We start from the raw sequence: 14,430 nt of genomic DNA, 5'->3' as shown, positions 1-14,430 counted from the left end.
CATTCCGATTGTGCCTTCGGTTTGCGATGGAAGGGCGGGGTGATGCCTTGTCATGCTGTAGGCACACCTTGCAGGAGGAACCCCATGGACAAGTCCATTCAGCGCGGCACCCTGGAGATGACCGCGGCCATGCTGATCTGCGGCACCATCGGCTGGTTGGTGCTGGTGTCCGGCCAGCCGGTGCTGGACGTGGTGTTCTGGCGCTGCGTGTTCGGCGCCGCCACCCTGCTGCTGGCCTGCGCCCTGCTCGGCCTGCTGCGCCCGGGCGTGCTGAGCCTGTCCGCCTTCGGCCTGGCGCTGCTCAGCGGGGTGGCCATCGTCGGCAACTGGGTGCTGCTGTTCGCCTCCTACTCACGGGCATCCATCGCCATCGGCACCGCGGTGTACAACACCCAGCCCTTCATGCTGGTGCTGCTGGCCGCGGTGTTCCTCGGCGAGAAGCTCAGCGCGCGCAAGCTCGGCTGGCTGGCGCTGAGCTTCGCCGGCATGCTGGCCATCGTCGGCGCCCACGGCAGCGGCGGGCCGGGCAGCGACTACCTGGCGGGCATCGCCCTGGCCCTGGGCGCGGCGCTGCTGTATGCCTTCGCCGCGCTGATCGTCAAGCGCCTGCAGGCGGTGCCGCCGCACCTGATCGCGCTGGTGCAGGTGTGCAGCGGCGTGCTGCTGCTGGCGCCCCTGGCCAACCTTTCGGCGCTGCCGCAGCAGCCGTCGGCCTGGGCCTGCCTGGCCACCCTCGGCATCCTCCACACCGGGCTGATGTACGTGCTGCTCTACGGCGCCATCCAGAAGCTGCCGACGGCGCTGACCGGCGTGCTGTCGTTCATCTACCCGGTGGCGGCGATCCTGGTGGACTGGGTGGTATTCGGCCACCGCCTGGGCCTGGCGCAGTGGCTGGGCGTGGCGGCCATCCTTCTGGCCGCGGCGGGCATGCAGCGGAACTGGGGGCTGCCGCGGCGGCTGGCCGCGCGCTTCGCGTTGCATGGGACGGATTACGGAAAACACTGAGGCATGGGAATTTTTCCCCTTGTGGCGACTCCAACTCGCACCAAGTCTCGCCATGGGTGAATGATGAACTACAAGCTGTTGCCAATGATCGGTGTCGCCGTGCTGCTCGGCGCCTGCGGTAGCAAGGAAGCGGAGGTGTGCGCCAGCAAGGACATGCGCGACCAGTTGGTGAAGGTCTTCACCGACGGCCCGCTGGCCGGCCGCGGCGACCTGCTCAAGGACGTGGAGCTGCGCGACGCGGCCATCCTCGAGAAGGACCCGGACAGCGGCGTGCTCGAATGCGTGGCCACCTTCCGCGTGCCGGTGGGCCAGCAGGTGGTGCAGGGGCCGCTGGAATACCGCATCGCCCCGGCGGCCAAGTCCGACCATGACTACCTGCTGCTGTTCACCAAGAGCGAGCGGGCATTGGCGCTGGCCGAGCGGATCCAGCGGGTGTTCCCGGCGGCGGGGACGTCGCAGTGATGATGAGGGTGTAGGCGCGAGCTTGCTCGCGAATGGTACTTCCTGGCGGCTGCGGTGTATTCGGTTGACTCCGGTTCCCTCACCCCAGCCCTCTCCCAGAGGGAGAGGGGGCCGTTTGGAGCGAGCGGGGAACCCGGGGTCATCCTGGAACGCCTACCTATCCTCGCGTTCACGGGAATGACGAGGGGGAAGGATGATGCCTGACTTCCAGGCCGCTCAGGACAGCCCCCTCTCCCGCTTGCGGGAGAGGGTTGGGGAGAGGGGGCTCTTGAGCCTGGCACCTACGCCACCGGCAGACTCCATTCGCGAGCAGGCTCGCTCCTACGAGAAGCCGTGCTCGCCTGCAACGTAGGACTCCGTCCGCGATTGGACCCGCAGGCCCCGCCAGCCCCAGCAGTGGCACGAACGCCCACAAACGAAAAAGCCGCTCCTCCGTCAGGGAGGAGCGGCTTTTTCATCACCGCCTGGCGCTACCCGCTCAGGCAGCGTTGCCGTAGCGGGCCTGCTTCTTCTTGACCTGCTGGCGGCACGCGTCGCCGAAGGCCTGGAAGATCTTCACCGAATCGGGGTTCTTCAGCGCCTGCCATTCCGGGTGCCACTGCACCGCGAAGAGGAAGGGCGACAGGCTTGGCGCGTGGACCGCCTCGACCAGGCCGTCTTCGGCGTGGGCGATGGCCTCCAGGCCCTTGCCGAGGGTCTTCAGGCCCTGGCCGTGCAGCGAGTTGACCTGGATCGAGTCGGCCTGCAGCAGCTTGTGCAGCCAGGTGTTCGGCGCCACGCGCACGCTGTGCGCCGGGGCGTACTGCACCTCGACCGGGTCTTCGGGGTTTTCCCGATGGTCGTTGAAGCCGGGCTCGGCGTAGACCTTCTGGTACATGTCGCCGCCCAGCGCGACGTTGATTTCCTGCATGCCGCGGCAGATGCCGAAGATCGGCAGGCCACGGGCGATGGCGGCCTTGACCAGGGGCAGGTCGAAAAGGTCGCGCTGCTTGTCCTGGGCCTTGCCGGGGGTTTCGTTTTCCTGGCCGTAGAGGGCCGGGTCGATGTTGCTGCCGGCACCGGTGAGGTAGACGCCGTCGGCCATGTCGAGGTACTGCTCGAGATCGTCGGTGCCGCAGCAGGTCGGCACCAGGACCGGCACGCAACCGGCGATATCGGTGATCGGGGTGATGTACTTGTGGGTCATCACCTGATAGTCGTGGCCCTTGCGTTCCTGGGCGCCCATGGACATCAGGACGACGGGCTTGCGGAGTTTCTGATTGTTATTGCCAATGTTGCTGTTGGACATATGTCACCTTGGGACAGGCTCGGCCTGTCGTTTATGTGCAGGCGCGGCCGGGAGGGGCGCTACCTGGGGCTCCGAGCACTGCCGCGGCGGGGCTGGAGGCGCCCGCAAACGGTCGAAGCCTGCCCACCAGCCTGCCAGAGCCGTAAAATATGTCAAACAATTTCGCTTTCGATCGTCAAAAATAATGGCCGAAATGTATGGCGGTTTCGTTTTTAACTATATGTTTTTAAAGTGTTTTTAAGTTAATTCGATAAATATCGGTCCAATATTTTTTACGCAATCGGCGCTTTCGTGAAAATTATACTGAACATTTTCACGGGCGCTCGCCACGCGCACGCCAGCTGCACCCTTGAGCGGGCGCTGCGTTTGCAGCCTTGTGCGCAGGGGGCGTCAGTTGGGCAGGCAGGGTTGGCCCGGCGGCAGCGGCGCCTTGGCCGGGTCACCGCTGAAGGCTTCCACCCGGTTGCGCCCGCCATGCTTGGCGGCGTACAGGGCCACGTCGGCGTTGCCCACCAGGGCTTCCTGGCTGGCCACCGGGCCCTGGGCGGTGGAGGCCACGCCGATGCTCACCGTCAGGTGGCCGCGGGCGGCCCAGGCGTGGGGCAGTTGCAGGGCCTCGACGGCGGCGCGGATGCGCTCGCCGATGGCGCAGGCGGTGGCCAGGTCGGCGCCGGGCATGACCACGGTGAACTCCTCGCCGCCGAAGCGGGCGACGAAATCGCAGTGCTCGCGCACGTTATTGCGAATGGCCTCGGCCACGCGGCGGATGCCGACGTCGCCGGCGAGGTGGCCGTAGCCGTCGTTGTAGAGCTTGAAGTGGTCGATATCCAGCATCAGCACGCTCAGCGGCTCGGCGTGCCGGGCGCAGCGGTGCCATTCGCGCTTGAGCGTCTCGTCCAGGTGGCGCTTGTTGGCGATGCGGGTGAGGTCGTCGGTGCGGCTGAGCACCGCCAGCTCCTGGTTGGCCAACGCATACTTGTGCGCCAGCACCTGGTGTTCCCAGGCCAGCTTGAGCGCCTCGTTGAAGCGGATCTGCAGGCGCCGGCCCATCTCCGCGATGAACGGGCAGACCACCCAGGCGGAGACCGCCAGGAAGGTCGCCTGGGGTTCGGGGTCGTGGAAATAGGCGATGCCCAGGAAGAGGAACATGGGCACGTGGAAGGCCAGGTGCGCCGGCCAGTAGGACACGTTGCTCATGGCCACCATCACCGAGGCCAGGGCGATGCAGCCGTAGATCACGTCCTCGTAGGGCGTGCCGTAGCTCATCAGCCAGGTGGCGCCGATGCCCCAGGCCAGCCCCACCGCGCCGCACTGCAGCATGGTCAGGCGCGCCCAGGTATGCGGCGCCAGGCGCTGCGGGTCGCGCCGCCAGGCGTACACCAGGCCCAGGCGCACGCTCATCAGCAACACCAGCACGGCGAGCCACAGGCAGCGCCCGGGCAGGGGCGCGCTGGCATGGTAGACGCCGAACACCATGGTGCCGGAGAACACGTTGCCCACCGCGGTGGACGGGCTGGTGGAGAACAGCGTGGCGACGCGCTCGGCGAGGTAGTCCTCGGCGGGGCGCTCGGGCAGCGGCGGGGTGGTGTCGGCGTAGGCGCTCATGCCTGGGCTCCTGGGGGCGCCCCGGGACGCTACGGCGGGGGTGGGCACGCGCCGGCCCGGCGCGCTGGCGCCTCGGTCCATGGCGGTGCGGTTGCCCGGCCCGACCGATGGCTTCCGTTGCGCAGTGAAATGCAGTGATGTCTTGTGGCCATCATGCCTGGAGTGCGGATCGAATTCGAGCCCGCGGACGACGGAAGGCAGCGCCGCCGGGCGGGAAGCGCAAAGCGGCACGCCCCCTCTCGCTGGGCGAAAAGGGGGCGTGCCTGTCTGTTGCGCACCATATGGGTGCGTCAGGTGTTCCGCAAGGCGCGGCTTACTTGCCGGTCTTGATGGTGGTCCAGTTGCGGGTCATCAGGCGCTGGGTATTGGCCGGCAGGTCCGGGAAGGCGTACAGCTTCTTCATCACCTCTTCCTTCGGATAGATGCCCGGGTCGTTGCGGATTTCCTCGTTCACCAGCGGGGTGGCCGCGGCGTTGCCGTTGGGGAAGGAGGTGACGTTGCTGATCTCGGCGATGACCTGCGGCTCGAGCAGGAAGTTGAGCCACTGCAGCGCGCCTTCGGGGTTCTCGGCGTCCTTCGGAATGCCCACGGTGTCGAAGAAGGCGCCGGCGCCTTCCTTCGGAATGTTGTAGAGCACGTGGACGTTGTTCTTCGCTTCGGCGGCGCGGGCCTTGGCCTGGTAGACGTCGCCGGAGTAGCCGACGGCCACGCAGATGTTGCCGTTGGCCAGGTCGGAGATGTACTTGGAGGAGTGGAAGTAGGTGATGTACGGGCGGATCTTCTGGTACAGCGCGGTGGCCGCCTTGATTTCCTTCGGATCGTTGCTGTCGGGCTTGTAGCCCAGGTAGTGCAGGGCCGCCGGCAGCATCTCGGTGGGCGAGTCGAGGAAGCTCACGCCGCACTGCTTCAGCTTCTGGATGTTCTCGGGCTTGAACACCAGGTCCCAGGAGTCCACCGGGGCGTTGTCGCCCAGCACGGCCTTGACCTTGTCGGGGTTGTAGCCCAGGCCGATGGTGCCCCACATGTAGGGGATGGCGAACTTGTTGCCCGGGTCGCTGATCTCGAGGGTCTTCATCAGGTCCGGGTTGAGGTTCTTCCAGTTCGGCAGCTTGGAACGGTCCAGCGGCTGGTAGACGCCGGCCTTGATCTGCTTGGCGAGGAAGTTGTTCGACGGCACCACCACGTCGTAGCCCGACTTGCCGGCCAGCAGCTTGGCCTCCAGCACCTCGTTGCTGTCGTAGACGTCGTAGACGACCTTGATGCCGGTGGCCTTGGTGAACTTGTCGACCGTGTCAGGGGCGATGTAGTCGGACCAGTTGTAAACGTGCAGCACTTTGTTGTCCGCCTGCGCCATACCAGCCACAGCGCCCGCCAGAGTCACGGCGAGCAGGGTCTTGCCGAAGGTCTTGAACATGCAGGTTGCTCCGATTTTCTTCTATCCGTGCGGTAAGTTGGGTCTTCCGCATGGATCGACAGCAAGAACCATTCCCGATAATGGCTCCCGGCCATTGCCCGGCCGCCGGCCCGCGGCGGCTCTAGCCTGGAGGTCAGGGGCGGAAATCGGGCTGGCGGGCGCGGCGACGGAATTCCGGCACCGCCTGTTACAAGGCGTACCGTCGTGCCAGGTGGCTCAGTCGAGCCGGTAACGCGCGAGGTCCTGCGCGGAAAGCACGCGCATGCGCCCTGGCTCGATGGCCGCCATGTCGTCCAGCAGGGCGGTGGGCACGTCCATCTCGCGCAGGTAGGCGGCCGGGCTGTAGCGGCTGGCGCCGTCGGCCAGCCAGGAATCGCCGCCGGGGAAATAGGGGCGGTGCAGGCCAACGTAGCCGCGCACCCGGCGCGTATGCCCGGCGGCCAGCAGGTAGACGCAGGTGCCCTGGCACACACTGTTGCGCGGCACCCAGGTGTCGAACCCGGCCTCGCGCAGCAGCCGGCCCATCTTGATGGCCTCGCCCAGGCTGCCGCCGATGGAGTCGAGCAGGGCGATCTTGCGGGCGAACTTGCCGGGGTTGCGCTTCAGCCCCTGCAGCAGGCGCTCGTAGTCCCCCGGCGCGATGTCCTCGGTGATGCGCACCGCCAGGGTGAGCCCCAGCGACTTGTTCTGCACCGGCGCAACCTCGACCCGCGCGAACGCCGCCGTCGAACACAGCAAGGAAAGGCCGAGCACGGCCGCACGCACCAGGGTATTGCCCATGAACCTGCCTCACCCCCAACCCGGGGAAATCGATGGGAGCGGAAGATACCGCCGATGCTGGCATTTGGCACCACCCGCCGCCTCCGAATCGGCGAATGCCCCCAATTGAAGCACCAAGGCTTCACTCCGCCCGCGCCTTCTGGTAAAAAGGCACCCCCAAGCGGGCGTCGTATAATGGCATTACCTGAGCTTCCCAAGCTCATGACGAGGGTTCGATTCCCTTCGCCCGCTCCAGAATCCTTGCAAAGCCCCCGGCAGCGTCAGTTGCCGGGGGCTTTGCTTTTGGGGCTGGAAAGTTCCGAAGGAAGACTGAGGGCAGAAACTACGGGCTGATCCTCACCGCCTGACTATCGCAGTTTGCTATGCTGTCGGTATTGCCATAGCATATCGAACATAGCATTTTGCGATGAAACGTCAGGCATGCACGTCATCACCCAAAAGCGCATCTGGGAGGCCCGGCAGAAGTGGCCCCACGCGGCCACTGCCCTGGAGGCCTGGTACCGGCTGATGCGCCGTGTGGAGCCGGGGGATTTCGCCGCCATGAAGCAGGCTTTTCCCAGTGTCGACAAGGTCGCGGACAAGCATGTGTTCGACATCGGCGGCAACAAGCTGCGCCTGATCGCCGTGGTGGATTATCAGTTCAAGAAGGTCTTCATCCGCGCCGTGCTCGATCACAAAGAGTACGACCGCGACCAGTGGAAGTGAGGTGGACAATGAGTGCGATCCTGAAGCAGGCGATGGAGCACTGGCGCTATGTCGCCCCGCTGCTGTCGCCGCCGCAGAGCGAAGCCGACTACGATGCCCTGGTCGCCACCCTGGATGAACTGCTCGATGAAATCGGCGGGGTGGAAGGCCACCCGCTGGCGGGCCTGGCGGCGCGCATGGGCGATCTGGTCAGCCAATACGACCTCGAGCACTACCCCATCCCCGATGCGCCAGGGCACGAGGTGCTGCGCTTCCTGATGCAGGAGCATGGCCTCCACCAGGACGATTTGCCCGAGGTAGGGCCGCAGTCGGTGGTCTCGGCGATCCTGGCCGGCAAGCGCCAGCTCAACGTACGCCACATCCGCGCCCTGGCTGCCCGCTTCAACGTGCCGGTGGACGTGTTCTTCTGAGTTTGGAACGCTGACAGGCCGGATCAGTGAACGGCACCTGGCGTACCTAGGCGGCGCCCACGCACCCGATCTCTTCCTCCCGACGAGGGCTTGGTGACACACGACCACCAGGCCTGGACCTCCGTCGCCTCCCTGGCTGTGAACTGCATTCACACCCCCTATGCCCCCAACAGGGATTATCAGCCCACCGCAAGCTCCCTACCCTGCGCAGACCAAGGCCCATGAGGTCCTGGACAATCACAAGAACAATCCTGCGTGCCGAGGTGCTGTCGATGAACGCGACGCCTGAGAACCCACCCAAGAACCGCCTGGGCCACGGCCTGAAGAGCCGCCAGGTGACCATGATTTCCATCGGCGGCGTGATCGGCGCCGGGCTTTTCGTCGGTTCCTCCAATGCCATCGCCACCGCCGGGCCGGCGGTGCTGCTGGCTTATCTGCTGGCTGCGGTCATCGTCGTGCTGGTGATGCAGATGCTCGGCGAGATGGCCACCGCGCGGCCGGACACCGGTTCCTTCTCGGCCTATGCCGACCAGGCCATGGGGCGCTGGGCCGGGTTTTCCATCGGCTGGCTGTACTGGTGGTTCTACGTGCTGGTGATCAGCATCGAGGCCATAGTCGCCGGCAACATCCTGGCGCCCTGGCTGGGCGTCGCGCCCTGGGTGGCGGCGCTGGGCATCACCCTGGCGCTGACCTTGTGCAACTGCCTGAGCGTGGGCAACTTCGGCGAGCTGGAGTACTGGCTGGCGTTGTTCAAGGTGGTTTCCATCGTCGGCTTCATCGTCCTCGGCGTGCTGGCGATCCTCGGCTTGCTGCCGGGCTCTTCCACCTCCGGCGTCCGGCACCTGTATGCCGACGGCGGCTTCATGCCCAAGGGGCCGGTGTCGGTGGTGGCCGCCATGCTCACGGCGATGTTCAGCTTCCAGGGCAGCGAGATCGTGACCATCGCCGCCGCCGAGACCAGGGAGCCGCGCGCCAACATCCGCAAGGCGATCCGCGCCGTGGTCTGGCGCCTGGGGCTGTTCTACCTCGGCTCGATGCTGGTGGTGGTGTGCCTGGTGCCGTGGAACGCGCCGGGGCTGGCGCAGGGTTCGTACCAGTCGGTGCTGGCGGCGATGAACATCCCCTATGCGCCGCAGATCATGAGCGTGGTGGTGCTGGTGGCGGTGAGCAGTTGCCTGAACTCGGCGATCTACACCGCCTCGCGTATGGCCTATTCGCTGGCCTACCGGGGCGACGCGCCGCGCGCCTGGGGCCGCACCAGCCACCGCGGCGTGCCGCTGGCCGCGGTGCTGAGCACAGCCGGCGTGGCCCTGCTGGCGCTGGGCGCGAACTACCTGCTGCCCAAGGAGGTGTTCGACTTCCTGCTCGCCTCCAGCGGCGCCATCGCCCTGCTGATGTACCTGGTGATAGCCATCACCCAGCTGTGCATGCGCCGCAAGCTGCGCGCCAGCGGCGAGCCCCTGGCGGTGGAGATGTGGGCCTTCCCCTGGCTGACCCTGGCGACCATCGCGCTGATCGTCGGCATCCTGGCGATCATGTCGGTGTTCCCCGGCCACCGTGGCGAGTTGCTCACCACCCTGGGCCTGAGCGCCTTGCTGGCGGGCATCGGCCTGTACCTGCAGAAGCGCCAGCCGCAGCTCTCCGCGCAGCGCGCGCAGGGCGGCTTCGGCGAGCTGGCGGTGCAGTGACGCCGCTTCACAGCGCCTGTGCCGGTGGCCCGGTTTTTCCGCCGCAGGCATACACCTAACCTGCCCGTGGCGGGGCTCCTCGGGCCCGCCGCGGACTTTCCAACTGCCTGATAGAGAGTGATCCATGAGCATCGCGATGAAGCCGGACGAACTGGCGATCCCCTACCAACTGCCGCAGGTGCCCTTCATGGCGCCGGATATGGTCCTGCCCGGCGTGCTGGACCAGTGGCTGGAAGACGACCAGCTGTGGGTCCCGGTGACCGCCAGCGTGTCCTTCAAGCCGTTGCTGCTGAGCGTGAGCGGCGGCTACTACATCAACCTGCTGCGTGTGCGCCAGAGCGGTGTGCTGTCGCGCCACCGCCACACCGGCGGGGTGCACGCGCTGGTGCTCAAGGGCCGCTGGTGGTACCTGGAGCACGACTGGACCGCCGAGCAGGGCTCCTTCGCCTTCGAGCCGCCGGGCGAGACCCACACCCTGTACGTGCCCGACGACGTCGAGGAGATGATCACCTGGTTCCATGTCCAGGGCGGCTACACCTACGTCGACCCGCAGGGCGTGGCGGTGGGCTACGAGGATGTCTTCACCAAGCTGGAGGCGGCGCGCCGGCACTACGCGTCCATCGGCCTGGGCGAGGACTACGTCGAGCGCTTCATCCGCTGACGCAGGCCGGCGCGGCGGGCGCTATGCTCGCCGCCACGGCGCATCGAGGATCGGACATGGACAACTATTCGCAACTGCTGGCCTTCATCTGGGCGGTCGAGCACGGCAACTTCTCCGCCGCGGCGCGCGCCCACGAGATGACGCCTTCGGCGGTCAGCAAGCTGATCAGCCGCCTGGAGGACCGCCTGCGGGTGCGCCTGTTCCAGCGCGGCACGCGGAGCCTGACGCTGACCGAGGAAGGCGCCGCCTACCTGCGCAGCGCCCGCGCCGTGGTGGAGGCGATGGCCGAGGCGCTGCCGACGCGGGTCAGCGGCACCCTGCGGATCCACACCATGACCACCTTCGCCAAGCACCAGATAGCGCCCTGGCTGCCGGAGTTCCTCGACCGCTACCCGGCGCTGCAGGTGGAGATCCAGGTCGGCGCGCAGTACGTCGACCAGTTCGAGCAGGGCCTGGACCTGGCCATCCACAGCGGCGTGCTGCCGGACTCCAGCCGGGTGACCCGGCGCCTGGGCGAGACCCAGTGGATCACCTGCGCCGCCCCGGCCTACCTGGCGCGCTGCGGCACGCCCCGCCACCCGCGGGACCTGCTGCAGCACCGCTGCTTCCAGTTCAGCTTCGACAGCCCGTGGAACCGCTGGAGCTTCCGCGCAGGGGCCGAGCGCCTGAGCGTGCCGGTGGCCCCGGCGGCGACCTTCGCCCAGGGCGACCTGCTGCGCGACATGGCCCTGGCCGGCGCCGGCATCGTGCGCCTGGCCGACTTCCACATCGGCGCCGACATCCGCGCCGGCCGCCTGGTGCAGGTGCTGGAGGAATACCCCAGCGACCTGCGCGAGCCGGTGTACCTGATCTATGCCAACCGCAAGCACCTGAGCCCGAGGATCAAGGTCTTCCGCGACTTCCTCGAACAGCGCCTGCGCGAGGCCCCCTGGAGCCTGCCCTAGGGCAGGCCCTTCCGACCCAATCACGAGGCGCCCGCCCGGCGGGCGCGATGCAGGAGTAGACCATGGCCCATCTGGTGGGTGACGTATCCAGCGCCGCGCGCATTCTTCCCGACCTGGACGGCGAGAAGCTGTTCATCCAGCGGGGTAGGGGAGCCTACCTCTGGGACGACCGGGGGCGGCGCTACATCGATACCGCGCTGGGCTTCGGCGCGGTGCTGCTCGGCCATTCGGAACCGGCGGTGATCGAGGCGGTGGGCGCCGCCCTGCAGGACGCCGCCGCGCCGTCCTGGGCCCACGTGCGCGAGCACGCCGCCGCCGATTGCCTGGCGCGCCACGGCGGCGCGCTCGACAAGGTGATCTTCACCAACTCCGGCAGCGAGGCAGTGCACCTGGCCTGCCGCGCCGCGCGCGCCCATACCGGCCGCCCGCGCATCGCCAAGATGGCCGCGGGCTTCGACGGCTGGTTCGACGAGGTGACCCTGGGCAACGTCGGCTCCGCCGAGGCCACCTTCGCCCCCGGCCAGCGCCCGGCGAGCGAGCGCATGACGCTGCTGCGCTACAACGACTTCGACGACGTCGAGCGGCTGTTCGCCGAGCACCGGGACATCGCCGCCGTGCTGCTCGAACCCATGCTGGCCAACGCCGGCTGCATCATGGCCGCGCCCGGCTACCTGGCGCACGTGCAGCGCGTGGCCCATGCCCACGGCGCGCTGGTGATCAGCGACGAGGTGCTGATGGGCTTCCGCCGCCACCCCGGGCTGAGCAGCCTGTACGAGGGGCTGGACCCGGACCTGGCCAGCGTCGGCAAGGCCATCGGCAACGGCGTGCCGGTCTCGGCCGTGCTGGGCAAGGCGCACATCCTGGCCGGCTTCGAGGAAGGCCGGGTGCTGCGCGGCGGCACCTTCAGCGGCAACCCCATGGCCTGCGCGGCGGTGCAGGCGACCCTGGACCAACTGGCGAGTGCCGACTACCCCGCCCTGGTGGCACGCGGGGATGCCCTGCGCGCCTGGCTGGTGGAGCTGTTCGAGCGCCACGGCCTGCCCCTGGCCACCAGTGGCTACGGCAACGTCTTCGGCCTCTGGCCGGCCGAGCGGGCGCCGGGGGACTTCGACGAAGCCGCGCGCATCGCCAACCCTGGCTTCAGCAAGGCGCTGCATCTGGAACTGCGCCGCGCGGGCCTGCTGCTGATGCCGTCGCCGTACGGCCGGCTGTACCTGTCCTTCGCCCACACCGATGCGGTGGTGGAGGAGATGAAGGTGGCGTTCGAGCAGGCGGTGGGGCGTTTGGCCGAAAAGCCGTGCTCGCCTGCAACGTAGGAGCGGAGCTTCTCCGCGATAGCCGGAGGCTCCGGCGCGATTCGCGGATAAGATCCGCTCCTACGCTGCCCCACCTGCGCCATTCCCTTGTAGGAGCGCGCCCTGCGCGCGAAATCGCGGGCAGGGCCCGTGCGGGAATGCGTGGTGTTTTTCCCGTAGGAGCGGAGCTTCTCCGCGATAGCCGGATGTATCGGCGTGCTTCGCGGATGAGATCCGCTCCTACGCTGCCCCACCTGCGCCATTCCCCTGTAGGAGCGCGCCCTGCGCGCGAAATCGCGGGCAGGGCCCGCTCCTACAGGTTGTGGGCTTTCAGGCTTGCTGACGGGCGCTTTCCTGCAGCCGCCTGGGTTCGGCGACGGTTTCCTCGCCGGCCAGCTTCTGCGCCGCCGTCGGCTCGTCCTCGGCGTTGACCGAGCGGCGGAAGCCCTTGATGGCTTCGCCGAGGTCGCTGCCCAGGTGCTTCACCCGCTTGCTGCCGAATACCAGCAGCGCCACCAGCAGCAGGACCAGCCAGTGTTTCCAGTCGAATATGCCCATCACCATGCCTCCAGGTCGCGGTTTGGTGGTCGTTATTGGCGCCTGCATTCTTGGTGGGGGGGCCCTGGCGCAGAAGGCACTATCCAACAGATAACCTGGACTTTTCATGGATGGCGCGGGCGGCTGGAGACTTTTCCGCGGAGAGCGGAATTTTCTTAAGAGTATTTACTTGGCTTATTCGAGGTTTATTTTCAACTAATTGATTTTAAATGATTTATTGTCTGGCATGGTAATTGATTCAGGTCGCCGGCACGGCATGCGGAAGCGGTCGTGCGCCACTTCAATAACAACAAAGGCCGGCACTCATGTTCGACAAGACCCTTCGCCTTCGCGCATCCCGCCTCGCTTGCGCCCTGTTCCTGGCTGGCGCCGCCACCTCGGCCCTCGCCACCGAGGGCGGCACCTCCTCCTGGCCCATGGGCATCGAGATCTACGGGATGGGCATCCTTCCACCGCCTGGCACCTACGCCCAGCTGTTCGCCGGCAACTACCTGGCCGATACGCTGCGTGACAATGGCGGCCACAAGGCCGCCGACATCGACCTGCGGGTCTCCACCCTGGTGCCGCGTTTCGTCTGGGTGACGGAGCAGAAGGTGCTGGGCGGCGACCTCGGGTTCCACGCCCTGCTGCCGCTGACCGACATGCGCCTGAACATCAAGAATGGCCCCCACGACCACAAGCGCGGCATCGGCGATGCCCACCTGGGGCCGGTGATCGGCTTCCACCCGAGCGAGAAGTTCCACGTGGCCACCGGCGTCGACTTTGTGCTGCCCACCGGCAGCTACGACAAGGACGACATCATCAACCTGGGCACCCACTACTACACCGTGCAGGCGGTGCTGGCGATGACCTACGTGGACCCGGCCGGGCCCAATGCCGACATCCGCCTGATGCACGACTACAACTTCGAGAACCGCGCCACCGACTACCAGTCCGGGCGCGAGCTGCACGCCGACTACACCCTCGGCTGGGGCATGGGAAATGGCTGGGTGCTCGGCGTCGGCGGCCACGCCTACCAGCAGATCAGCGACGACAAGCTCGATGGCCACGAGGTCGAGGATTCCCGCGGGCGAAGCTTCTCCATCGGCCCCGCGGTGCAGTACGCGAGCAAGGACGGCTGGTTCTTCAGCGCCAAGTGGCAGGACGACTCGGGCGTGCGCAACCGCCCGGATGGGCAGACCTTCTGGTTCAAGTTCACCACGCCGCTCTGAGGGGGCAGGGTGCGTGTAGGGGCGGACCTTGTCCGCGATGGCCGGAGGTACCGGCGCGATTCGCGGATGAGATCCGCTCCTACGCTGCCCCACCCACGCAATTCCCCTGTAGGAGCGGGCCCTGCGCGCGAAATCGCGGGCAGGGCCCGCTCCTACGGGTCCAGGGGAGCACGGTCGTAGGGCGCATAACGCCTATGACGTTATCCGCCATTTTTCTCGGGCACCGGCATCCCGGCCGGCGGCGGATAACCGCGAACGGTTATTCGTATATGGACTCCTCCCGTTTTGCCAGCGACCGACGTGCTTTTTCGAACTTGGGTACGACTGCTGCCGTATATCCGGCTTCATGGAGCGATACATCCGCTCCCGAGCCCTGATGAAAATCCGCTCATGTGCGCCTGATC

The 14,430-nt window shown here is 67.0% G+C and carries 14 protein-coding genes and 1 tRNA gene; 10 read left to right on the top strand and 5 right to left on the bottom strand.

The genetic code is table 11. The features are described 5' to 3' along the window. Positions 1–84 precede the first annotated feature (84 nt). Both CHC02_RS25585 and CHC02_RS25580 read left to right on the top strand, forming a co-directional pair. A complete protein-coding gene (locus tag CHC02_RS25585) occupies positions 85–1,005 on the top strand; it encodes a DMT family transporter (RefSeq protein WP_089394203.1) in 921 nt (306 codons plus the stop codon). A 60-nt stretch (positions 1,006–1,065) separates the two neighbouring features. Then, the gene (locus CHC02_RS25580; protein WP_089394202.1) at positions 1,066–1,467 is read left to right on the top strand and encodes a hypothetical protein; all 402 of its coding nucleotides are present in this window, start codon (positions 1,066–1,068) and stop codon (positions 1,465–1,467) included. A 478-nt stretch (positions 1,468–1,945) separates the two neighbouring features. Here the strand turns inward: CHC02_RS25580 and CHC02_RS25575 are convergent, their stop codons facing one another. The 4 genes from CHC02_RS25575 to CHC02_RS25560 all read right to left on the bottom strand — a co-directional run bounded on the left by CHC02_RS25575 (position 1,946) and on the right by CHC02_RS25560 (position 6,554). After that, positions 1,946–2,755, bottom strand: coding sequence for a gamma-glutamyl-gamma-aminobutyrate hydrolase family protein (locus CHC02_RS25575; RefSeq protein ID WP_089394201.1), 810 nt, complete (start codon positions 2,753–2,755; stop codon positions 1,946–1,948). 390 nt (positions 2,756–3,145) lie between these two features. Then, a complete protein-coding gene (locus CHC02_RS25570; RefSeq protein WP_089394200.1) occupies positions 3,146–4,360 on the bottom strand; it encodes a GGDEF domain-containing protein in 1,215 nt (404 codons plus the stop codon). Positions 4,361–4,673: 313 nt separating this feature from the next. Continuing rightward, on the bottom strand, positions 4,674–5,774 hold the full coding sequence (locus CHC02_RS25565) for a polyamine ABC transporter substrate-binding protein (protein ID WP_089394199.1): 1,101 nt from the start codon (positions 5,772–5,774) through the stop codon (positions 4,674–4,676). 216 nt (positions 5,775–5,990) lie between these two features. Further along, positions 5,991–6,554: a COG3904 family protein gene (locus tag CHC02_RS25560; RefSeq protein ID WP_089394198.1), complete on the bottom strand. Its 564-nt coding sequence runs from the start codon at positions 6,552–6,554 to the stop codon at positions 5,991–5,993. Between the two features lie 160 nt (positions 6,555–6,714). On the opposite strand from CHC02_RS25560, the gene CHC02_RS25555 reads away from it, so the two are divergent. The 7 genes from CHC02_RS25555 (at position 6,715) to CHC02_RS25525 (ending at position 12,278) form a co-directional block, all read left to right on the top strand. After that, positions 6,715–6,788 (top strand) — tRNA-Gly (locus CHC02_RS25555). A 186-nt stretch (positions 6,789–6,974) separates the two neighbouring features. After that, positions 6,975–7,259 (top strand): type II toxin-antitoxin system HigB family toxin, encoded by a 285-nt coding sequence (locus CHC02_RS25550; RefSeq protein WP_089394197.1) that lies wholly within the window; start codon positions 6,975–6,977, stop codon positions 7,257–7,259. Positions 7,260–7,267: 8 nt separating this feature from the next. Beyond that, positions 7,268–7,669, top strand: coding sequence for a helix-turn-helix domain-containing protein (locus tag CHC02_RS25545; protein ID WP_089394196.1), 402 nt, complete (start codon positions 7,268–7,270; stop codon positions 7,667–7,669). A gap of 272 nt (positions 7,670–7,941) precedes the next feature. Next, a complete protein-coding gene (locus tag CHC02_RS25540) occupies positions 7,942–9,357 on the top strand; it encodes an amino acid permease (RefSeq protein WP_089394195.1) in 1,416 nt (471 codons plus the stop codon). Positions 9,358–9,481: 124 nt separating this feature from the next. Continuing rightward, positions 9,482–10,018 (top strand): 2,4'-dihydroxyacetophenone dioxygenase family protein, encoded by a 537-nt coding sequence (locus CHC02_RS25535; protein ID WP_089394194.1) that lies wholly within the window; start codon positions 9,482–9,484, stop codon positions 10,016–10,018. Positions 10,019–10,074: 56 nt separating this feature from the next. Continuing rightward, on the top strand, positions 10,075–10,962 hold the full coding sequence (locus CHC02_RS25530; protein ID WP_089394193.1) for a LysR family transcriptional regulator: 888 nt from the start codon (positions 10,075–10,077) through the stop codon (positions 10,960–10,962). A 62-nt stretch (positions 10,963–11,024) separates the two neighbouring features. After that, positions 11,025–12,278, top strand: a complete 1,254-nt coding sequence (locus CHC02_RS25525) for an aspartate aminotransferase family protein (protein WP_089394192.1) — start codon at positions 11,025–11,027, stop codon at positions 12,276–12,278. A 309-nt stretch (positions 12,279–12,587) separates the two neighbouring features. Here CHC02_RS25525 and tatA read toward each other — a convergent pair whose 3' ends face one another. Further along, a complete protein-coding gene (gene tatA, locus CHC02_RS31010; RefSeq protein WP_089394191.1) occupies positions 12,588–12,815 on the bottom strand; it encodes a twin-arginine translocase TatA/TatE family subunit in 228 nt (75 codons plus the stop codon). A gap of 305 nt (positions 12,816–13,120) precedes the next feature. On the opposite strand from tatA, the gene CHC02_RS25515 reads away from it, so the two are divergent. Beyond that, complete coding sequence (locus CHC02_RS25515) at positions 13,121–14,026, top strand: SphA family protein (RefSeq protein WP_089394190.1); 906 nt, start codon at positions 13,121–13,123, stop codon at positions 14,024–14,026. Positions 14,027–14,430: the final 404 nt, after the last annotated feature.

The organism is Pseudomonas delhiensis (assembly GCF_900187975.1).
In the GTDB taxonomy this organism is placed as follows: Bacteria; Pseudomonadota; Gammaproteobacteria; order Pseudomonadales; family Pseudomonadaceae; genus Pseudomonas; species Pseudomonas delhiensis.
The sequence above is the reverse complement of the archived record's forward strand: the minus strand, read 5'-3'. Positions and strand labels throughout refer to the sequence as shown.